The 20162-nt window shown below is 52.1% G+C and carries 19 protein-coding genes and 1 pseudogene; 9 read left to right on the top strand and 11 right to left on the bottom strand.

The features are described from left to right. The first annotated feature begins 66 nt into the window (after positions 1–66). A complete protein-coding gene (locus WAO31_RS01710) occupies positions 67–654 on the top strand; it encodes a biotin transporter BioY (RefSeq protein ID WP_509589441.1) in 588 nt (195 codons plus the stop codon). On the opposite strand, the gene WAO31_RS01705 is transcribed toward WAO31_RS01710, so the two are convergent. The 5 genes from WAO31_RS01705 to sufB are packed head-to-tail and all read right to left on the bottom strand — an operon-like array spanning position 647 to position 4648. Then, positions 647–976 carry a metal-sulfur cluster assembly factor gene (locus WAO31_RS01705; protein WP_509589439.1) on the bottom strand — a complete coding sequence of 110 codons (330 nt, stop codon included), beginning with the start codon at positions 974–976 and terminating at the stop codon, positions 647–649. The two genes, WAO31_RS01710 and WAO31_RS01705, sit on opposite strands and share 8 nt — an antisense overlap. 1 nt (position 977) lies before the next feature. Then, a complete protein-coding gene (sufC, locus tag WAO31_RS01700) occupies positions 978–1730 on the bottom strand; it encodes a Fe-S cluster assembly ATPase SufC (protein WP_509589437.1) in 753 nt (250 codons plus the stop codon). A 4-nt stretch (positions 1731–1734) separates the two neighbouring features. Then, a complete protein-coding gene (locus tag WAO31_RS01695; RefSeq protein WP_509589435.1) occupies positions 1735–2055 on the bottom strand; it encodes a non-heme iron oxygenase ferredoxin subunit in 321 nt (106 codons plus the stop codon). Further along, on the bottom strand, positions 2055–3230 hold the full coding sequence (locus WAO31_RS01690) for a SufB/SufD family protein (protein ID WP_509589433.1): 1176 nt from the start codon (positions 3228–3230) through the stop codon (positions 2055–2057). The genes WAO31_RS01695 and WAO31_RS01690 overlap by 1 nt, the downstream gene beginning before the upstream one ends. Continuing rightward, the gene (sufB, locus tag WAO31_RS01685) at positions 3230–4648 is read right to left on the bottom strand and encodes a Fe-S cluster assembly protein SufB (protein WP_509589431.1); all 1419 of its coding nucleotides are present in this window, start codon (positions 4646–4648) and stop codon (positions 3230–3232) included. Before sufB ends, WAO31_RS01690 begins: the two co-directional genes overlap by 1 nt. 154 nt (positions 4649–4802) lie before the next feature. Between sufB and WAO31_RS01680 the strand changes: the two genes are divergently transcribed. Further along, a complete protein-coding gene (locus WAO31_RS01680) occupies positions 4803–5714 on the top strand; it encodes a COX15/CtaA family protein (RefSeq protein WP_509589428.1) in 912 nt (303 codons plus the stop codon). Beyond that, entirely contained in the window at positions 5715–7082 is a 1368-nt protein-coding gene (locus WAO31_RS01675; RefSeq protein ID WP_509589426.1) for a cryptochrome/photolyase family protein, read from the top strand. Here WAO31_RS01675 and WAO31_RS01670 read toward each other — a convergent pair. Further along, positions 7059–7985 carry a heme o synthase gene (locus WAO31_RS01670; RefSeq protein WP_509589424.1) on the bottom strand — a complete coding sequence of 309 codons (927 nt, stop codon included), beginning with the start codon at positions 7983–7985 and terminating at the stop codon, positions 7059–7061. The two genes, WAO31_RS01675 and WAO31_RS01670, sit on opposite strands and share 24 nt — an antisense overlap. A gap of 203 nt (positions 7986–8188) precedes the next feature. Between WAO31_RS01670 and tkt the strand changes: the two genes are divergently transcribed. The 6 genes from tkt to pgl are packed head-to-tail and all read left to right on the top strand — an operon-like array spanning position 8189 to position 16142. Then, complete coding sequence (gene tkt, locus WAO31_RS01665; protein WP_509589422.1) at positions 8189–10279, top strand: transketolase; 2091 nt, start codon at positions 8189–8191, stop codon at positions 10277–10279. Then, entirely contained in the window at positions 10276–11382 is a 1107-nt protein-coding gene (gene tal, locus WAO31_RS01660; RefSeq protein ID WP_509589420.1) for a transaldolase, read from the top strand. The genes tkt and tal overlap by 4 nt, the downstream gene beginning before the upstream one ends. Then, positions 11379–12971 carry a phosphoglucose isomerase-related protein gene (locus WAO31_RS01655; protein ID WP_509589418.1) on the top strand — a complete coding sequence of 531 codons (1593 nt, stop codon included), beginning with the start codon at positions 11379–11381 and terminating at the stop codon, positions 12969–12971. Before tal ends, WAO31_RS01655 begins: the two co-directional genes overlap by 4 nt. 2 nt (positions 12972–12973) lie before the next feature. After that, complete coding sequence (zwf, locus tag WAO31_RS01650; protein ID WP_509589416.1) at positions 12974–14509, top strand: glucose-6-phosphate dehydrogenase; 1536 nt, start codon at positions 12974–12976, stop codon at positions 14507–14509. Next, entirely contained in the window at positions 14506–15441 is a 936-nt protein-coding gene (locus WAO31_RS01645; protein ID WP_509589414.1) for a glucose-6-phosphate dehydrogenase assembly protein OpcA, read from the top strand. Before zwf ends, WAO31_RS01645 begins: the two co-directional genes overlap by 4 nt. Next, positions 15438–16142 carry a 6-phosphogluconolactonase gene (pgl, locus tag WAO31_RS01640; RefSeq protein ID WP_509589412.1) on the top strand — a complete coding sequence of 235 codons (705 nt, stop codon included), beginning with the start codon at positions 15438–15440 and terminating at the stop codon, positions 16140–16142. Before WAO31_RS01645 ends, pgl begins: the two co-directional genes overlap by 4 nt. Positions 16143–16488: 346 nt before the next feature. Here pgl and WAO31_RS01635 read toward each other — a convergent pair. The 5 genes and pseudogenes from WAO31_RS01635 to gap all read right to left on the bottom strand — a co-directional run. Next, positions 16489–16833 (bottom strand): annotated as a pseudogene (locus WAO31_RS01635) (RNA polymerase-binding protein RbpA); the annotation flags it as partial. Between the two features lie 9 nt (positions 16834–16842). After that, positions 16843–17088: a preprotein translocase subunit SecG gene (gene secG / locus WAO31_RS01630; RefSeq protein WP_509589409.1), complete on the bottom strand. Its 246-nt coding sequence runs from the start codon at positions 17086–17088 to the stop codon at positions 16843–16845. A gap of 33 nt (positions 17089–17121) precedes the next feature. After that, entirely contained in the window at positions 17122–17907 is a 786-nt protein-coding gene (gene tpiA / locus WAO31_RS01625; protein WP_509589407.1) for a triose-phosphate isomerase, read from the bottom strand. Next, positions 17904–19106 carry a phosphoglycerate kinase gene (locus WAO31_RS01620; protein ID WP_509589405.1) on the bottom strand — a complete coding sequence of 401 codons (1203 nt, stop codon included), beginning with the start codon at positions 19104–19106 and terminating at the stop codon, positions 17904–17906. The genes tpiA and WAO31_RS01620 overlap by 4 nt, the downstream gene beginning before the upstream one ends. Before the next feature lie 4 nt (positions 19107–19110). After that, positions 19111–20115, bottom strand: coding sequence for a type I glyceraldehyde-3-phosphate dehydrogenase (gap, locus tag WAO31_RS01615; protein ID WP_509589403.1), 1005 nt, complete (start codon positions 20113–20115; stop codon positions 19111–19113). Positions 20116–20162 lie beyond the last annotated feature (47 nt).

The following is a 20162-nucleotide window of genomic DNA, read 5'->3' as shown; positions in this document are numbered from 1 at the left end:
ATGGCAAAAGCTTTAGTCTACAATCGTCAGGAGCGACACAAACTGTTCGGATAGAAAAGAGGCCCCATGTCACTTCAGCTAACGACTGGAACGAATCTTATTGACCGCGTTATCCCCCGCAGTTTTGTCAACGACGTTGCTCTAATTCTAAGCGGAGCGGTACTTACCGCTGTCGCCGCACAAATTGCCATTCCAATGTGGCCAGTACCAATAACAGGTCAGACCTTCGCAGTTCTGCTTGTCGGGGCTGTCCTTGGCGCCTCACGCGGTGCAATTTCGATGATTGCTTATTTTTCATTGGGAGCAGCTGGACTACCAGTGTTTACCGGGATGGCATCGGGTGTAACATTTGGAACCACTTTCGGATACCTGGTCGGATTTATTGCCGCAGCGGCGGTTGTTGGCTGGTTGGCTAAGTTGAACTGGCAGAAAAAAGTCACCGGAGTGCTGGCAAGCTTCATGATCGGAAACGCCGTTATCTACCTTTTCGGTCTGCCCTGGTTGGCGTTTGCTTTATCTAGCCTAAATTTGGCAAGCGACCTAAGTGCAGTCCTGGCCGCAGGCTTGATCCCTTTTTTGATTGGAGACGCAATCAAGATGGCTCTTGCCGCCGCCGCGCTCCCGCTGGCTTGGAAATATCTAGGTACTAAATAGAAAATCCGATGGCGCGCATTTGCTCGCGACCATCTTCGGTGATTTTCTCTGGACCCCATGGTGGCATCCAAACCCAATTGATTCTAAACGCGTCAACCACACCATCTAGTGCCTCTGCTGTTTGCTCCTCAAGAACATCAGTGAGCGGGCATCCTGCGGAAGTCAGAGTCATGTTGATAAGCAAAGACTCGTCCTCGTCGGCTTTTTCTAATCCGTAGATGAGGCCAAGGTCGACAATGTTCACACCAATTTCGGGGTCGATGACCTCCTTGAGGGCCTCTTCGACCTTGTCGTATAGAGCTGGCTCGAGTTCTCTTGGCATATTAGGCGTTCACGTACCTGTCGTAACCTTCTGCCTCAAGTCGGTCGGCAAGCTCTGGACCGCCCTGCTCTGCAATCTTTCCTGCAACAAAAACGTGGACGAAGTCAGGCTTGATGTAGTTGAGAATTCGGGTGTAGTGGGTAATCAACAAAAGACCCATCTCGTTTTCACTCTTAATTCGATTCACACCCTCGGCAACAACGCGTAGCGCGTCGACGTCAAGGCCGGAGTCGGTCTCGTCGAGAACGGCCATCTTTGGCTTTAGAAGCTCCATCTGGAGAATCTCGTGTCGCTTCTTTTCTCCACCTGAGAATCCTTCATTTACGTTTCTCTCGGTGAACGCCGAATCCATTTTCAGACTCTCCATCGCGGCGCGGACATCCGCGACCCAGCCACGAAGAGCTGGAGCCTTACCATCGATTGCGGTCTTTGCGGTTCTTAGAAAGTTAGAAACGCTAACCCCTGGGATCTCGACCGGGTACTGCATGGCTAAAAACAAACCAGCTCTTGCTCTTTCGTCAACAGCCATCTCGAGGACGTTTTCTCCATCGAGCAGAATCTCACCCTCTGTCACCTCATATTTGGGGTGACCCGCAATCGAGTAAGCCAAAGTCGACTTACCGGAACCGTTTGGTCCCATGACCGCGTGGGTCTCACCGCTATTGATAACTAAATCAACGCCGCGGAGAATCTCAATCTTGCCCTGTTCGGTCTCAACCGATACGTGTAGGTTCTTGATTTCTAGTTTCGCCATTTGATTACTCCGTGTCCTTGTCATATTCGATATAAACTTCGCCATTTTCAATAAGCACTTCATAAACCGCAACCGGTTCATAGGCTGGAAGACTCAGAGGCGCACCTGTGTCCAGAGAAAATTTCGCACCGTGGGCCCAGCACTCAATGGTCTCGTCATCAACAAATCCTTCGCTGAGGGAGATTTCACCGTGTGAACACTTGTCGGCCAAAGCCTTGAACTGACCAGACTTGGTGTGTACCAGAGCGATCGCGTCCTCGCCGATTTTGATGCGAAGGGCCTTGCCGGGAGCGATGTCCTCTACTTTGCAAATCTTTAGTGCCACTACCCCGCACTCCTTTCGAGCTCATCCTCAATCGATGCTGCGAGGCGCTCTTCGAGTTCCGGGACACAGATTTGCTGAACTACTTCCATTAGGAAACCTCTAACAACTAGCCTTCTTGCCTCAAGCTCGGGAAGTCCTCGAGCCTGCAGATAGAACAGCTGTTCATCGTCAAAGCGTCCCGATGCACTGGCGTGTCCGGCTCCTTGGATTTGACCCGTTTCGATTTCAAGGTTTGGAACCGAATCCGCTCTTGCGCCATCAGTAAGCAAAAGGTTTCGATTCAGCTCATAGGTGTCCGTGCCTTCGGCAGCGGCTCGAATAAGAACGTCGCCTACCCAAACGGTGTGGGCTTTTGCTCCCTGCAATGCACCCTTGTAAGTCACGCGAGACTTGCAGTTGGGGGTGGCGTGATCAACAAAGATCCTGTGCTCCAGGTACTGACCTGCGTCAGCAAAGTACAAGCCGTATAGCGCGGCATCTCCCCCGGCAGCGCCGAAGTAAGCCGATGGCGTCATTCGAACAACGGACCCGCCGAGTGTGACCATAACGTGCTTGAAAGTTGAGTCCTTGCCCAACATTGCGTACTGAGCTCCATTGTGAATCGAACCGAGGTTCCAATCCTGAATGCTCACCACTGTTAGCTTGGCCTGATCCTCAAGAACGAATTCAATGTTCTCAGAAAGAATTGCATCGCCACGGTGATCGATAACCACGACGGAGTCTGACCCGCGTTTAGCCTCCACGATGATGTGAAGTGCGGCAGGGTCTTTGCTAACCGACGTGATTGTCAGCGTGCTCTGGGCTGATTCGGTGACGCTGGCTGGAATAGAGACCAGGTAGGCAGCCTTCGCGGCTTCCCATCCGGCAGCTGCTACACGGTCTTCTGGAATCCCTGCTGAGCCAAATAGTTTGTGGTCGGCGTCTATCCAGGAAGTCTCAACACCATCGGCGAGCTTGGTTTCAATATCACCCGAGAACTCGTCGAGCCCTGCCTGATCAAGGCCACCCAAGCGATCTGCGCCTAAGTAGCGCCACTGCTCTTCACGCGTGGAAATCTCCTCGAAATCAGATAGCTTCTGGGACTTGAGTCTTTCGGAGCGGGTCTGAATCGGAACGCCGAAGCCATGGCTGTGCTCCGACAGCCCGTGTTGAACTGTCTTTGTCGTTTCCCCCACTAGCCGACGGCCCCTTCCATCTGCATCTCAATGAGCTTGTTGAGCTCGAGGGCGTACTCCATTGGAAGTTCCTTTGCGATCGGTTCGATGAAGCCACGAACAATCATTGCCATCGCTTCGTCTTCTGGCATTCCGCGTGACTGAAGATAGAACAGCTGCTCTTCGCTGACTCTGGATACGGTCGCTTCGTGTCCCATTGAGACGTCGTCCTCACGAACATCAACGGCGGGGTAGGTATCCGATCTTGAAATGGTGTCTACCAAGAGCGCATCGCAACGCACGGTGTTCGCGCTGTGGTGAGCTCCAGGATTGACACGGATTTCTCCTCGGTAAGAAGTTCTTCCGCCGCCTCGGGCAATTGACTTTGAAATGATTGAGGAAGAGGTGTAAGGAGCGAGGTGAATCATCTTGGCTCCAGCGTCCTGGTGCTGGCCTTCACCTGCGAACGCAACCGAGAGGGTTTCTCCCCTGGCGTGTTCGCCGGCCAAGATAACCGATGGATACTTCATGGTGACCTTGGATCCAATGTTCCCATCGATCCACTCCATGGTGGCTCCCTCGTGCGCGATTGCACGCTTGGTGACCAAGTTGTAAACGTTATTGGACCAGTTCTGAATAGTGGTGTAGCGAACGCGAGCACCCTTTTTAACGATTATCTCTACTACTGCCGAGTGAAGCGAGTCTGATTTGTACACCGGAGCGGTGCAACCCTCGATGTAGTGAACGTAGGAATCTTCGTCGGCGATTATAAGAGTTCTTTCGAACTGGCCCATGTTCTCAGTGTTAATTCGGAAGTAAGCCTGAAGTGGGATTTCTACTTGAACGCCCTTGGGAACATAAACGAATGAACCGCCGGACCACACTGAGGTGTTTAGCGCAGCGAACTTGTTGTCACCAGCTGGGATAACGGTTCCAAAATACTCTTTGAAGATCTCCGGGTGCTCTTTCAAAGCGGTGTCGGTGTCCAAGAACAGGACACCCTTTTTCTCAAGCTCTTCATTGATCTGGTGGTAAACGACCTCGGACTCATACTGTGCCGCAACACCTGCGACCAGGCGCTGACGCTCCGCTTCCGGGATACCCAGTTTCTCGTAGGTGTCCTTAATCTCCTCTGGCAGATCTTCCCATGTCTGAGCCTGACGCTCGGTCGAACGTACGAAGTACTTTATGTTGTCAAAATCGATTCCGGAAAGGTCTGATCCCCAAGCCGGCATTGGCTTTTTCAGGAAGTACTCATAGCCTTTAAGTCTGCGGTCAAGCATCCACTGCGGCTCCGATTTGAGCCCAGAGATGTCGCGGACAACCTCTTCACTGATTCCACGTTTGGCTGTGGCACCGGCATCGTTTCCATCGGACCAGCCATACTCGTATGTACCCAGGCTGTCTAGTTCGGGACGTTCGATGATGTTCTCAGTCATTTGGAACCCCTCTATAGGTGATTTGATTAGCTTTTGGTACAACCCGCCTCAGCGGTGCGGAATTCCCAACAGAAAACCGTGAGAAACTTAAAGCCGCAACAAGAGTTTACCAACAATGTCCGCCAGCAGGCCCAAGAAGGGTTATTACTCCTAAATGAAGCTATTCAAGGCGCTTTTCTCGCCGAATCGGTTAAAGGTTTACGCGTGGGCGTCTTTGGTAAGCCAGATCCTGATTGTAGTCACCGGCGGCTTGGTCCGTTTGACTGGCTCAGGTCTTGGATGCCCTACCTGGCCCAGATGCACTGAGGATTCCTTCGTGACCGTGCCTGAAATGGGGTGGCACGGCATCATTGAGTTTGGAAACAGGCTTCTAACCTTTGTTCTGATCATCATTGCTCTGCTCACATTTGTAGTCGTTAGAAGAACTGCCAAGTCCCTTCGTTCCGGCCTCACCTGGCCAGCACTGGTATTGGGCCTTGGAATAATCGCACAGGCACTTCTCGGTGGGCTCACGGTGCTTACAGGCCTCAACTCCTGGGTGGTGGGGGCCCACTTCTTGGTCTCAGGTGTCCTTATTTCAATTGCCGCTGTTCTGGTCTGGCGGGTCTACTCTCCGGTTCACTCACCGATTAGCTATACGGCAGTGTTGCTTGCTTGGCCAATTTTTGTTGTGGGATGGGTGACTGTAGTTATCGGAGTTGTAGTCACAGGCGCAGGTCCACATGCCGGGGACGCCTATACCCCAAGAAACGGTCTAGATCTTGAGGTGTGGCAGCACTACCACTCCTACCCGGCATACCTGATGACGGCGCTGATAGCTTGGGCGTTTGTCGCCGCGTGGTTACCTCTTGGTAAGGGTGCGTTTTCAAGCCCGGCCGTGAAGTCCTTAGGTATCTTGCTTGCGGTTGCAATTTCCCAAGCCGTGCTCGGGGTCGTGCAGTCAAACCTCGCGGTACCAGCCATGATGGCGGCAGCGCACCTATTTGGGGCGGCCGTCATTATTGCCCTACTTACCTTCCAGCTACTCGCACTTCGGTCGAGGTATCAAAGATTTGGTCGTGACTAATTGGCTCGCATCTTTTGGTTTAGAAGAGACCGAAGGCTAAGCGATAATCTCGCGCTCAATGGATGCGCCGAGCTGGCAATAAAAGACGGCGACAAAACTGTCATCCCTATGTTTTGGTACAACGAAAAAGATTATGAAGCGCTGTCTGGTATCAGACAGCACTCGCTCACTCAGTCACTGAAGGCACTCGATGAATCAATGCAGCAATCTCTGCATGTCATTAGGGCTCCAGAAATGTCAGGAGTAGTGGAATTTGCACTCAAAAACAAAGTCAAATTCATCCACGCCACCGAGAGCTTTGATCCCGAAGGTATCGCAGAGCAGCGCTCCCTAGCTTCAAAGCTGAAAGGAACTGGCGTCGATCTTGTTCTGCAAGATTCTTACTACGCGGTAAAGCCTGGAACCGTTTTGAAGCCAACTGATGGAACTGCTTACCGGGTATACACACCATTTTTCAAGGACTGGTTCCAAATTGGCTTGCCGGCTCCAGCAATACTTTCAAAAGGATTTGTGTGGGCAACACGAAAAGAGAAAAGTGAAATCCCTCAGCCCAACAAGGTCTCTCCGATCAAGGTCAGGGCTGGAGAGCAATTTGCACTCGAGACGTTCAAGAGGTTTAAAAAACGATCGCTATACGATTACTCCGAGAATCGTAATCGAGCCGACCTTTCGGGCACCTCGAATCTCTCCCATGCTCTGGCGCACGGAGAGATTCACCCCAGGACTCTTCTGGCCGAACTATCTGACGTTGATGGACACAATGTTTTTAGAAAAGAGATCGCCTGGAGAGAGTTTTACGCTGACGTTTTGTACAGAAATCCACACACCGTTGATGACTATTACGAGCCAAGATTCAAGGCCATGCGATACGACAAGGGAAAAGACGCTAAGGCCAAGCTCGACCTTTGGAAAGTTGGAAAAACTGGATTTCCGATGGTTGATGCCGGTATGCGACAACTTCTTGCAACCGGTTGGATGCATAACCGGGTTCGCATGATTGTTGCTTCCTTCTTGGTGAAAGACCTTCATTTGGAATGGCAGGAAGGCGCCAAGTGGTTCGAGGAAAATCTTTCGGATTTCGATCCGGCCTCAAACTCACACGGGTGGCAGTGGACCGCCGGCTGCGGAACTGACGCATCGCCCTACTACAGAGTTTTTAATCCGATACTTCAGGGTTATAAGTTTGATCCGCACGGTGACTACGTGCGTAAGTACATTCCCGAACTTGCCCACATCCCTGGAAATGAAGTCCACGAACCTTGGACACTTGTTGACGGGCTGGTAAATGGATATCCCGAGCCGATGTTAGATCACGCAACCGAGCGCGATGAGTCGCTTGCTCGCCTAAAAGAAATTAAAGTACAGTAGCGGATCGATTGCTATCGAAATAAAAAGCAGTGTGAGGTAGCTAATTGAGCCGTGAAACAACCTCATGGGGTTTGATATTTCTCCAACGCTTGCCTGACGGTATAGCCGATAAGACTCAATTATGAACCAGGCTCCGGTTACCAAAGCTGTCAGGGCATAGATAAGACCCATGTTTGCGACTGGGATCAACAGGATTGTTGATGCGACCAGAGCCCACGCGTACAAAATGATCTGCACGCCAACCGTCTTGTTGTTTCTAACAACGGGGAGCATCGGGACGCCTGCGTCGGTGTAGTCCTGCTTATAGCGAAGCGATAAAGGCCAGTAGTGCGGCGGAGTCCACAAAAATATGATCAGAAAAAGGACCCAGGCAGCAGCCGAGACCTCGCCCGTGACGGCGGTCCACCCAATTAGGACCGGCATTGAGCCTGCCGCGCCACCCCAGACGATGTTTTGAGGCGTGCGACGCTTTAGTAAGAGTGTGTAAACGAACACGTAGAACAATATGGCCGCCAGCGAGAGAGCCGCAGCCAAGAGGTTGACCAACACACCGAGCCACACGACAGCAAGCACACCAAGACCCCAGGCAAACCTATAGGCCTCTGACTTTGTTAGTTCTCCGGTGACAAGCGGGCGCCCCTTGGTGCGGCCCATAATTTTGTCGATGTCCGCGTCAATGTAGCAGTTGAAGGCATTGGCACTGCCGGCGCTAAATGCACCCCCAACTACGGTGGCAACAATGAGCCACAAATCCGGAATTCCGCGCTGCGCCAATATCATGGTCGGGACGGTTGAAACCAGCAGTAGTTCGACAACTCTGGGCTTAGTTAGCTCAAAATAGGCCTTGGCTTTGCGCCTAAAACTAACGCGCTGGGGCGTCAGAGTAGGAGCTTGTGTGGTCATGAGTTGATATAAGTCTAAGCTGAAAAATCGCTCGATTAGGCCTCAAACTAGCCAACTGCTAAGTGTGTAAAGTGGAGGCTAGGTGAGGTAGCCCGAATGTTGAGGTTACGTGCTTTCTCACCCTTTGGAGATTTAGCTGAGCAGCGTCGCTGGTTGAACGTCTCTTTCCTCGGCCCTCCTACAAAAAAAGGATGTACTAGCAAGTGAGTGAATTTTCATGGACCGACCTAGATCGAAAAGCAGTAGATACAGCTAGGGTTTTGGCGGCGGACGCGGTTGAGAAAGTTGGTCATGGCCACCCGGGAACAGCCATCAGTTTGGCACCGGTAGCACACCTACTGTTTCAGAAAGTCATGCGTCACGACCCAGAGAATCCTGAATGGATTGGCCGAGACCGCTTTATTCTGAGTGTCGGTCACTCCTCTCTCACTCTTTATAACCAGCTGTTTCTCGCAGGTTTTGGTCTTGAGCTTGACGACATCAAGGCCCTTCGCACTTGGGATTCATTGACCCCGGGACACCCAGAGTACGGACACACCAAGGGCGTTGAAATCACCACAGGACCACTAGGCCAAGGCCTCGCCTCGGCGGTCGGTTTTGCTTACTCTTCACGATTTGAGCGCGGTTTGTTTGACAAGCAGGCTCCGGCTGGTTCTAGTCCATTTGATCACTTCATTTACTGCATCGCCGGGGATGGCGACATGCAAGAAGGTATTACCGCTGAGGCCTCTTCGCTGGCTGGCCATCAACAGCTGGGTAACCTAATCGTTCTCTACGATTCCAATCAGATTTCAATCGAGGACGACGTTAACATTGCTTTTACCGAAAACCTTGAGGATCGCTACCGGTCATACGGTTGGCATGTTCAAGTTGTGGACTGGAAGAAAACCGGTGACTACAACGAGGATGTGACCGAGCTTTACAAAGCAATTGAGGCTGCGAAAAATGTCACCGACAAACCGTCCCTGATAACAATTCGAACCATCATTGGCTGGCCGTCCCCGGGAAAGCAAAACACGGGCAAAATCCACGGGTCAGCGCTCGGCGAAGCTGAGCTCAAGGGCCTAAAAAAGGTTCTCGGTTTCGATGAGGAAAAGACCTTTGATGTGGCGCCAGAGGTTCTCGAATACACCCGCGGTCTACGCGAAAGGTCTGCTGGCTCTATAGTCTCATGGCAAAAGTCGTTCAATGATTGGGCGAAGGCCAACCCAGAAAGCAAGGAGCTATTCGACCGGTTGGAATCTGGAAAAACACCAGCCGAACTCTCCGAGGCTTTACCGGCTTTTGATTTCGACACCGAGGTTTCAACTCGTGCTGCCAGCGGAAAAGTTTTGAACGCTGTTGCCGCTGTCATGCCAGAGCTCTGGGGCGGTTCTGCCGATCTCGCTGAGTCGAACAACACTACGATTGCTGGAGCCAAATCCTTTGCTCCTTCCGAACATTCAACTTCCGAATGGTCAGCGGACCCCTACGGTAGGGTCCTTCACTTTGGAATACGTGAGCATGCAATGGCAGCGATTGTAAACGGCATTTCACTTCACGGATTAACACGGGCCTATGGTGGCACCTTCCTTATCTTTAGTGATTACATGAGACCCGCCGTCCGACTGGCTGCCCTTATGAAGGTTCCGTCGATTTTTGTTTGGACTCACGACTCGATTGCACTTGGTGAAGATGGACCAACACACCAGCCGATCGAACAGCTGGCCACTCTGAGGGCGATTCCGGGCCTCGACATAGTCAGGCCGGCAGACGCTAACGAGGTTTCTTACGCGTGGAAGAAGATCCTTGAAAGAAGAAACGGCCCAGCGGGCATTGCACTCACCAGACAAAATATTCCTGTGCTGAATCGAAGCACAAAGGATGCCACCGGAGTGGTCTACGCGGCTGCTGAGAACGTCGAAAAAGGCGCTTACATCGTGGCCGAGGCTACAGCGTCTCCACAACTGATTCTCATTGCGACGGGCTCAGAGGTCCAACTGGCTATTGCAGCAAGGCTCGAGCTGGAGGCGTCCGGCATTGCTACTCGCGTCGTCTCGGCCCCGTGTCTTGAGTGGTTTGATGAGCAACCGGATACGTACAAAGAATCTGTGCTCCCGGCATCTGTTCGAGCCAAAGTCTCAGTTGAGGCTGGACTGGCGCTTGGATGGTCCAAATATATTGGTGATGGAGAAAGTGTTTCAATTGAGCACTTCGGAGCGTCTGCCGATTACAAGACTCTTTTCTCGAAGTTTGGGATTACAACGGAAGCTGTTGTTTCGGCAGCTAAAAAGGTCCTGGAAAGGCAAAAATGAATTCACCTCTTCACGCACTGAAAAATGCTGGCGTAAGTATTTGGCTTGATGATTTATCTAGGGAACGCATCGAATCCGGTTCACTCAAGGAACTTATTTCCTCCCGTGCTGTCTCGGGAGTGACTACTAACCCGACAATTTTTGCGGGCGCTTTCTCAAAGGGTGCGGCCTACGCAACCCAGCTCGCCGAGCTTGCCTCACGTGGTGCCACTGCCGACGAAGCAATTTTTGAAGCCACCACGGACGACGTCAGAGCAGCCTGTGATGTCTTTGCGGATGTTTACCAAGAGAGCTCTGGCGTTGATGGAAGAGTTTCAATTGAAGTAGAGCCGGGGTTTGCGATGGACACCGAAAAAACCGTCGCACAAGCAAAGGCTCTTTACGAAGCCGTGAATCGCAAGAACGTGATGATTAAGATTCCCGCAACTATTCCTGGCCTATCCGCAATAACTCAGGTGATCGCAGCCGGAATTTCGGTGAACGTCACTTTGATTTTTTCACTAGAACGATACCGCGCGGTAATTGGTGCTTTCAAGGCAGGAATTGCTCAGGCTAAGGCTGAGGGACACGATCTCTCGACCATCCACTCGGTTGCTTCGTTCTTTGTTTCAAGAGTAGATACCGAAATCGACAAAAGACTTGATGAAATTGGGACCGAGCAGGCCAAAGCCCTAAAGTCAAAAGCTGCGGTTGCAAACGCGCGATTGGCGTATGAACTGTTCCAGCAGGAATTCGACGGTGAAGACTGGAACATCTTCGAAGCACTTGGTGCTAACAGGCAGCGGCCACTAATGGCCTCCACGGGCGTGAAAGACCCCGCACTTCCGGACACGCTGTATGTCACCGAGTTGATTGCACCGATGGTTGTCAATACCATGCCCGAAAAGACTATGGAAGCTGTGTTCGACCACGGTGTTATCACGAGTGATTCCATAACTGAGAACTATGACTCGGCGAAGGCAGTGCTTGCAGAACTTGAGTCGGTTGGAATCTCCTACGATGATGTTGTAAGCCTGCTCGAAAAAGAGGGCGTGGAAAAGTTCGTCGTTTCCTGGAACGAACTTGTTGAAACAGTTTCGGCTTCCCTAAACGTTGCTCGATGACCATTAAGATCTTTCAGGCTGGGAGCGTTTCTGAAGCCGTTGAGAGGTATGTTCCGACTCTGGTCGCAGACAAAGTTGCCTCAAGGCTTTTTGCGAAAGACCACACACTTTGGGGTAAAGACGCCGAAGCGGAGTCCGCTATTCGGCTTGGATGGGTCAACGCAGCAAGCGTGACTGTCGCGCTACTAGCTGAGCTTTCAGAGCTCCGACAAGAGCTTCTGGCCAAAGGGCTCACAAGAGTTGTGCTTTGCGGAATGGGAGGTTCCTCCCTGGCCCCAGAGGTCATCACCAAGACTTTTGGAAAAGAGCTCTTGGTGCTCGACTCAACAGATCCCTCGGAGGTCAAACTGGCCCTATCCGGAGATCTCAGTAAAACCGTTGTTGTCGTATCCTCGAAATCCGGTTCGACTGTTGAAACAGACAGCCAGAAAAGAAGTTTTGAGCAGGCATTTACTGATGCGGGATTCTCAAAAACCGAACGAATCTTTGTGGTGACCGATCCAAATTCCCCAATGCACAACCAAGCAGTCAAGGACGGCTACCGGGTTTTTCTTGCAGACCCGATGGTTGGCGGAAGATACTCGGCCCTCACCGCATTTGGCGCTGTTCCGGCAGTGCTCGCGGGAGTAGACATGAAGGCCGTTTTGGAAGAAGCATCCAGCGCAGCCGAGCTTCTCAGCAAAGATGACTTGGGAAATCCAGGGCTAATCTTGGGCGCTGCTATGGCAAAAACCGCAGGCGGTAGTGGGTTTAAGGACAAGATTGGCCTGCTATCTGGCGCCAGCAAAATCATCGGTTTCGGCGACTGGGCTGAGCAGCTGATTGCCGAATCAACTGGGAAGATGGGCCTCGGAGTTCTACCGGTGGTACTACAAAATGATTCCGCTGAGGTCACAAACCCCCCAAGCGATCTGCTGTTGGCCGAACTTTCTGAAGATGCCACTTCTTCAGCGCATGAACTAGCTGTGTCGGGAACAATTGGGGAACAACTATTGCTTTGGGAGGTTGCAACAGCTGTCGCGGCAAGGTTGTTAGGAGTAAATCCTTTTGATCAACCCGATGTCGAGTCCGCTAAGACCGCTGCCCGAGCCTTGCTCGACTCCCCCACAGAATCAACAGAGCTTGCTCACGTGGAAGAATCAATCCGTTTTGGCGCAAAGGGATTTGTTCAAAATGCGACAAGTCTAGAAGGCGCTTTAGAAGAACTTTTTGCGCAGCTAAGACCAGATAGTTTTGTGTCGATTAATTGCTATCTAAACCGAGATGTGTTTAGGGCTGCAGAGAATCTGCGCAATCTGGTCGCCATCAAGACGAGTAGGCCGACGACTTTTGGTTGGGGTCCAAGGTTTTTGCACTCCACCGGTCAGTACCACAAGGGCGGACCTAGGCAGGGCGTATTTCTCCAGATTGTCTCTGGCGAAGCTCATGATCAAGTCATTCCAGGACGGGCGTTTGGCTACCGTCAGCTAATTGGCTCTCAGGCCGATGGTGACGCAAATGTGTTGGCCGAAAAAGGATTGCCCGTGTTGATCGTTAGTCTTTCGGATCCGGCTTCGGGAATACAGCGTCTTCTGGGGTTACTGAGCTAACAATGCCCAAGCCCAAGACTTTTGTTAACCCACTGCGTGATCCGGACGACAATCGCCTCACTAGAATCGCGGGTCCGTCGGGGCTGGTAATTTTTGGAGTTACGGGAGATTTGTCTCGGAAGAAGCTTATGCCTGCGGTTTACGACCTTGCAAACCGAGGACTCTTGCCCCCGGGATTTGGTTTAGTGGGTTTTGCTAGACGGGAGTGGGCACAACAGGATTTTGAAAAGGTTGTATACGACTCAGTAAAAGAACACGCCAGGACACCTTGGTCCGAAGATGTGTGGAGGCAGCTCTCCAGCGGCATACGGTTCGTGGCTGGAGACTTTGATGACGATGAAGCGTTTGATCGCCTCAAGCAAACGATCGATGAGCTAGACGCGGTGCGGGGTACAAACGGTAATCACGCCTTTTATCTATCAATACCGCCGAGGTCATTCCCGACTGTCACAAAGCAGCTGTCAAGATCGGGCCTTGCCAAACCGAAGCCAGATAGCTTCCGACGTGTGGTGATCGAAAAACCCTTTGGCTCGGACCTAGTGTCCGCGAGGGAGCTAAACGAAGTCGTCGAATCAGTGTTCCCGCCAGATTCGGTGTTCCGAATCGATCACTATCTGGGGAAAGAAACAGTTCAGAACATCCTTGCTCTTCGCTTCGCAAATCAACTCTACGAACCAATCTGGAATGCGAACTACATCGACCATGTGCAAATCACGATGGCGGAGGATATCGGTGTTGGCGGACGTGCTGGTTACTACGACGGCATAGGGGCCGCCAGAGACGTTATTCAAAACCACCTTTTGCAGCTTCTTGCACTGACTGCCATGGAAGAACCAAGCACCTTTGACGCTGCAGACTTGCGTGCGGAGAAAGAAAAGGTCTTGGCAGCCGTAAAGATCCCTGCGGACTTGGCCAGCCATACCGCACGTGGGCAGTACCGGGGCGGATGGCAGGGCGGTGAGGAGGTTTCCGGTTATTTGGAAGAGGACGGGATCAACTTCGAATCCAAAACCGAGACTTTTGCCGCCATGCGCTTGGACATTGACACCCCTCGCTGGATTGGTGTGCCCTTCTATCTGCGTGCCGGCAAACGTCTTGGCCGTCGCGTGACAGAAATCGCAGTGGTTATGAAGGAAGCTCCCCAACAACTATTCAGTCAAAGACAGACATCCACACAGGGTCCAAACGCGATAGTCATACGCGTTCAGCCTGATGAGGGCGTCACAATACGCTTTGGTTCAAAGGTTCCTGGACCCGGCATGCAGGTGCGTGACGTGACCATGGACTTTGGCTACGGTCACTCGTTTACCGAGGATTCACCCGAAGCCTACGAGCGCCTAATACTTGATGTTCTGCTGGGCGATCCTCCCCTATTTCCTCGCCACGAGGAAGTTGAGCTTTCTTGGAAGATCCTTGATCCGATTGAGGAATTTTGGTCGAGCAACGGGCAGCCGGAGAGCTACCTGCCAGGTTCCTGGGGCCCCAAATCGGCAGACGCCATGATGGCGGTAGACGGCAGAAGTTGGAGGCGTCCGTGATAGTCAATCTTCCAAACACTACCGTGAGTCAAATCTCTAAATCCCTTGTCCAAATGCGCGAGCAGGGTGGAGCTGTTGCACTAGGCAGCGTGCTCACTCTCATAATCCAAACAGACGCGAAAAGTGCTGAGGCGGCTATTGAGGCTGCTAACGCTGCATCAAAAGAGCACCCTTCGCGCATCATCGTTTTAGTGGACCCGACTCTCGACGTAGAGCCATCTCTCGACGCTGAGATACGAGTTGGTGGGGACGCCGGCGCTTCTGAAGTAATAGTTCTAAGGCCAGCCGGAGAAGCGGCAACTCATCCCCAGTCGCTGGTGATGGGACTTCTTCTTCCTGATGCGCCTGTGGTTGCCTGGTGGCCAAACGGAGCACCAGAAACTGTGTCTGATTCTGCGATTGGAAAAATTGCCACCAGGAGAATCACCGACGCCCTCAGCCAGGAAGACCCAGCTGGATTTTTGGCGAACCTGTCAAAAACTTATGCCCCCGGAGATAGTGATTTTTCATGGACCAGGCTGACGCTGTGGCGAGCCCAGCTCGCTGCTCTTTTGGATCAGCCACCCTACGAACCAATTCAGTCAATCGAAATAATTGGGGACCTAAACAATCCGAGCGTTCTTTTACTGGCTGCTTGGCTGAAGATTCAACTGGACTGCCCGGTTGCCACCGAACATCGTGAGGACACAGCCGGCGTCAAGGCTGTTTACCTCGTTCGGTTTAATAGACCCGGAGGAGAAATTGAAATACTGAGAGATCAGTCGAACATTGCAGTTTTATCGCAGACCAATCAACCTCCAAAAGAACTTTCCCTTCCCGTTAGATCGCTTCGAGACTGCTTGGCTGAAGATCTCAGACGGCTCGACCCGGACGTGGCTTTCGAGAAAGTGATTACGATTGGCCTCCCACTAGTTTCGAGGCAAGCAAAATGAGCCAAGAAGTCCTAAAGCACTTCGCGTCCAGCGAGGAGCTGGCTAAGCAAGTCGCACAAGATTTAGCTGCAAGGGTACTTACGCTGGTTCAGAACAATGCTACTCACGTAGTTGTCACCGGCGGACGTGTTGGCATCAAAGCCCTTTCAGAACTGGCACCACTCCTAAAAGGGAAAGACCTCACTAATCTGCACCTCTGGTGGGGCGATGAGCGTTTTGTCGACGAGGAAAGTCAAGAACGAAACTTTGTTCAAGCGAGCGAGGCGCTGCTCTTACATATTGAGATACCCGCCCACAACATCCATCCCATGCCATCAAAGAAAGGCCTCTCGCTCGACGAAGCTGCCGCGAATTTCGCATCCGAATTGGTATCGGCTTCACCAGAGTTTGATATAGTTCTGCTTGGTATGGGGCCAGACGGTCACGTAGCCTCACTATTTCCCGGAGCAAAAACGCAGAAGTACGGAAGCCTGGTTGTTACTGAGTCAAATTCACCCAAGCCTCCCGCTGAACGAATCTCTCTGAGCTTTGAAGCCCTTTCGAGTGCAAGGGAGGTTTGGTTCCTGGTGGCAGGCGAGGACAAGGCATGTGCTGTTTCAGAGGTGTTCGTCAAAAAGGAATTGCCAGCGGCACGTGTGACTGGGAAAGAGCTCACTCGCTGGTATCTGGATGCCGCAGCGGGTAAGAAACTTACTTTTTAGTTCCCTTTTTTGCGGTCGGCTTAGCCACCACTTTTGATTTGCCCTTAGCTGCAGAAGCCTTAGGTTTTGATTTCGGCGCTACCTTTGAAGCACGTTGAGTCTTAGGTTTGGTGGCCGGCTTTGCGGCGTTCTTTGAAACCGGCTTCGCAGTAGCTTTCTTTGCATCAGTCTTCGTAGCGGCCTTGGCGGTGGCTTTGGCGGGCTTGGCAGTCTTTGCGACTGGCTTGGCAGGCTTGATTGGCTTTACGGCTTTAGCTGCGGCGGCCTTAGCCGCTGCCACCTTTGCCGCAGCCGCTCTGGCAACTGCCAGCTTGGCCTGCTTGGTGGCCTCTTGGGCCAATTTCTGGCGTCTTTCTCGGATTGATGCAAGGGCCTCGTCGAGAAGTGCCTTGGCCTCATCAGAAGTTCTTCTCTCCTTAACGTACGCGAGGTGAGTCTTATAGGGCTCGTGCTTGGCCGTTTCAGGAGGGTTTTTCTTATCTTGCCCAGCTGGCATTCCACAGTTTGGACAGTCGATCAGGTCCGGAATCTCAACCGGGTCAATGTGAGCGGCGAACATTGGCTCTTGGACGTGCCCGTTTACGCAGTAATAGCTTCGCTGGACGCGCTCGGATTTAAATCCGCGGTACTGCTCGCCCATCGGGCCAGCTCCAACTCGAGAACCTCTTATTGCTGAACCGCCGTTAGCCAATGGTGTCCCCTAAAATCCGAATCTCGTGAATAGTCCAAGACCAACCACGGTGGATAGCCAAACCAGACCCAAAATAATCGTGATTCGGTTCAGGTTGCGCTCTGCAACTCCTGATGATGAAACGTTGGAAGTGACCCCACCGCCAAACATGTCTGAGAGTCCGCCTCCGCGCCCTTTGTGAAGCAAAATCATAAGGATAAGCAACAAGCTAGTGATAGCAAGAAGCACCTGGAGGGCTATTTGAATGGCGGCCATGAATTTACCTGTTCTATTTTTGGTACTAGACGATTATAAGGTGACATGCTTCTGGAAGCGGCAGATACCGGTGAATTCATCGACATCTAAGCTCGCTCCACCAACCAGAACCCCGTCAACCTCCTCAGAAAGCAAGAAACCCGCCACATTGGCACTTTTTACAGATCCTCCGTAAAGAATGCGGGTTGCCGCGGCTACTTCCTCAGAAACAAGCTCATTGATTGATTCACGGAGCTTTTTGGCAACTTCCGCTGCCTGCTCGGAGGTTGCGACCTTTCCGGTACCTATAGCCCAAACCGGCTCATAGGCAACCACGAACTCGCCAATGTCTTTATGCCCCTCAAGAGCTTTGGCGAGCTGCCTAACTGGAACAGCTGCCGCACCCTCAGATTCAAGCTCTTCGAGTGTCTCCCCGACGCAAATAATTGGTATCAGGTTGTGCTTGAAGCAAGCGGCAACCTTGGCCTGGATTACTTCGTCATCCTCGCTGTGATATTGCCGGCGCTCGGAGTGGCCAACCAGAACGTATCTAACATCAAGCTTTTTTAAGAAAGCTCCTGAAATCTCCCCCGTATAAGCGCCGGATTCGTACTTTGAAAGATCCTGTGCACCAAGAACCAGCTGAAGCTTGTCAGCATCAATAAGAGTTTGAACGCTTCGGAGGTCTGTGAAGGGAGGAAAGACCGAAACTTCTGCCTTGTCGTAGTCGTGGCCCACATCCTTTAGTGTCCATGCGATTTTCTGTACCAAAGCAATGGCCTGTTGGTGGTCAAGATTCATCTTCCAGTTGCCTGCGATCAGCGGTATACGGTCGCTCAATTTAGAACCTCCAGGCCTGGTAATGGTTTTCCTTCTAAGAATTCAAGACTAGCTCCACCACCGGTGGAGATATGATCAAAATCGTTGTCCGCAAAGCCCAGAGCACGAACAGCTGCCGCGGAATCTCCGCCGCCAACCACAGTGAACCCAGACAGCTGTTTCAGCGCCGTTGCAATTGCTTTGGTACCAGAGGCGAAGGCTTCAAACTCAAAAACTCCCATCGGCCCGTTCCAGAAACAGATTCTTGATCCGGCGATGATCTCTGCAAAGCGCATCTCAGAATCGGGTCCAATGTCCAACCCGATACCGGTTTTGCCGAAAGAAGTAGCTTCGAGCGCTTCGACTTTTGCAAGTTCGAACTCAGCGTCTGGTGCGAATTTTCCAGCCATCTTGATATCGGTTGGCAAAACTATGTTCACACCCAGTTGGCTTGCTCGCTCAAGGTACTGCTGCACTATTGGTATTTGATCCGCTTCAAGAAGGCTGGAGCCCACGCTCAACCCCTTTGCAGCTAGGAAAGTGAAAAGCATTCCACCGCCGATTACCAGATTGTCGACCTTTGGTAGCAGTGAACCTATGACTCCGAGTTTGTCGGAGACTTTTGATCCGCCAAGGACCACAGTGTATGGGCGATCCTCGGACGAGCTCAGCTGTTGAAGCACTCGGACTTCAGCTTCAACCAAGAGTCCAGCAGCTGATGGCAATAATTGAGCCAGTTCATAGACGCTTGCGTGCTTTCTATGTACTACACCGAAGCCATCACTAACGAACGCGTCTGCCAGGGTTGCCAGTTTGCTTGCAAAGGCCAGCCTCAGGGCCTCATCCTTACTGGTTTCTGCCTCGCTAAAACGGAGATTCTCGAGCACCGCTACTCCCCCGGGCAACAGAGCCTTGGCGGCCCCTTTGGCGTCGCTTCCAACGCTGTCGGATGCAAAGAACACTTCTTGATTGAGTAGCTCTCCTAGACGGAGCGCAACTGGACGCAGGGAATACTTTTGGTCAGCCTGGCCATCGGGTCGGCCAAGGTGTGAACAGATCAACACGCTAGCGCCCGCCTTTTGAAGCATCTGGATTGTTGGAAGCGCCGCAATGATGCGCCCCTCGTCGGCAATAACCCCGTCTTGAATCGGTACGTTCAAGTCGCAGCGCACCAGCGCACGTTTACCGGCGAGATCGCCGAGATCGGAAATAGTTCTCAAGGTTCTAAAGTTTGTTGGCTACCAAAACGGTTAGGTCAACAAGGCGGTTTGAATATCCCCACTCGTTGTCATACCAAGAACTGATTTTTACGGTTTGGTCAATTACCTTTACAAGACCAGCGTCAAAAATAGACGAGTGCGGGTCTGTCACGATGTCCGAAGAGACAATCTCATCCTCGGTGTATTTCAAGATGCCCTTGAGTGGACCATCGGCTGCCTTCTTGTAAGCCGCCTTGATCTCTTCGATAGTCACTTTCTTCTTGGAAAGCAGTGTCAGATCTGTGATGGAACCGGTTGGAACTGGTACCCGGAGAGCGTAGCCATCCAGTTTTCCCTTGAGCTCAGGCATTACAAGCCCGATGGCCTTGGCTGCTCCCGTCGACGAAGGAACAATGTTGATAGCGGCCGCACGTGCACGACGCAGGTCGCTGTGCGGCCCGTCTTGCAGGTTCTGATCGGCCGTGTAGGCGTGAACAGTGGTCATTAAACCGTTCTCAATCCCAAACTCATCATGAAAGACCTTAGCCAGAGGAGCCAAACAGTTTGTGGTGCAGGAGGCATTAGAGATGATGTGGTGCTTGGCTGGATCGTAAAGGTGCTCGTTTACTCCGATAACGAATGTGGCGTCCTCACCGGTGGCAGGAGCCGAGATAAGAACCTTTTTTGCCCCGGCCTCAATGTGCTTGATGGCGTCCTTAGCATCGGTGAAACGTCCGGTTGACTCGATTACGATGTCTACGCCGAGTCCGCCCCAACCAAGAGCGGCAGGGTCTCTTTCTGCCAGAACCTTGATTTTGTGCTTACCCACGATTATTGAATCGCCCTCGACGCTCACTTCTTGGTCCAGACGTCCAGTGACAGAGTCGTATTTCAAAAGATGAGCCAGGGCCTTGGGGTCCGAAAGGTCATTTACGGCAACAATCTCAAGATCTACACCCAAAGCGAGGGCGGCCCGAAGGTAATTTCTACCGATTCGGCCGAAGCCATTGATTCCTACTTTGATTGCCATGATTCTGCCTTTCCTAGGGCGCGCTACGCGCGGATTCTGTGTAAATT

The sequence above is a fragment of the Rhodoluna sp. genome, from assembly GCF_049276775.1.
In the GTDB taxonomy this organism is placed as follows: Bacteria; Actinomycetota; Actinomycetes; order Actinomycetales; family Microbacteriaceae; genus Rhodoluna.
Note: the sequence above shows the minus strand (reverse complement) of the source record. Positions and strands in the feature narration are given on the sequence as shown.

What these genes read in the sequence shown, in the direction of transcription:
- WAO31_RS01710 (WP_509589441.1), top strand. Translation starts at nt 67, where the DNA reads ATGTCACTTCAGCTAACGACTGGAACGAATCTTATTGACCGCGTTATC.
- WAO31_RS01705 (WP_509589439.1), bottom strand. Translation starts at nt 976, where the DNA reads ATGCCAAGAGAACTCGAGCCAGCTCTATACGACAAGGTCGAAGAGGCC.
- sufC (WP_509589437.1), bottom strand. Translation starts at nt 1,730, where the DNA reads ATGGCGAAACTAGAAATCAAGAACCTACACGTATCGGTTGAGACCGAA.
- sufB (WP_509589431.1), bottom strand. Translation starts at nt 4,648, where the DNA reads ATGACTGAGAACATCATCGAACGTCCCGAACTAGACAGCCTGGGTACA.
- WAO31_RS01680 (WP_509589428.1), top strand. Translation starts at nt 4,803, where the DNA reads ATGAAGCTATTCAAGGCGCTTTTCTCGCCGAATCGGTTAAAGGTTTAC.
- WAO31_RS01670 (WP_509589424.1), bottom strand. Translation starts at nt 7,985, where the DNA reads ATGACCACACAAGCTCCTACTCTGACGCCCCAGCGCGTTAGTTTTAGG.
- tal (WP_509589420.1), top strand. Translation starts at nt 10,276, where the DNA reads ATGAATTCACCTCTTCACGCACTGAAAAATGCTGGCGTAAGTATTTGG.
- WAO31_RS01655 (WP_509589418.1), top strand. Translation starts at nt 11,379, where the DNA reads ATGACCATTAAGATCTTTCAGGCTGGGAGCGTTTCTGAAGCCGTTGAG.
- zwf (WP_509589416.1), top strand. Translation starts at nt 12,974, where the DNA reads ATGCCCAAGCCCAAGACTTTTGTTAACCCACTGCGTGATCCGGACGAC.
- pgl (WP_509589412.1), top strand. Translation starts at nt 15,438, where the DNA reads ATGAGCCAAGAAGTCCTAAAGCACTTCGCGTCCAGCGAGGAGCTGGCT.
- secG (WP_509589409.1), bottom strand. Translation starts at nt 17,088, where the DNA reads ATGGCCGCCATTCAAATAGCCCTCCAGGTGCTTCTTGCTATCACTAGC.
- gap (WP_509589403.1), bottom strand. Translation starts at nt 20,115, where the DNA reads ATGGCAATCAAAGTAGGAATCAATGGCTTCGGCCGAATCGGTAGAAAT.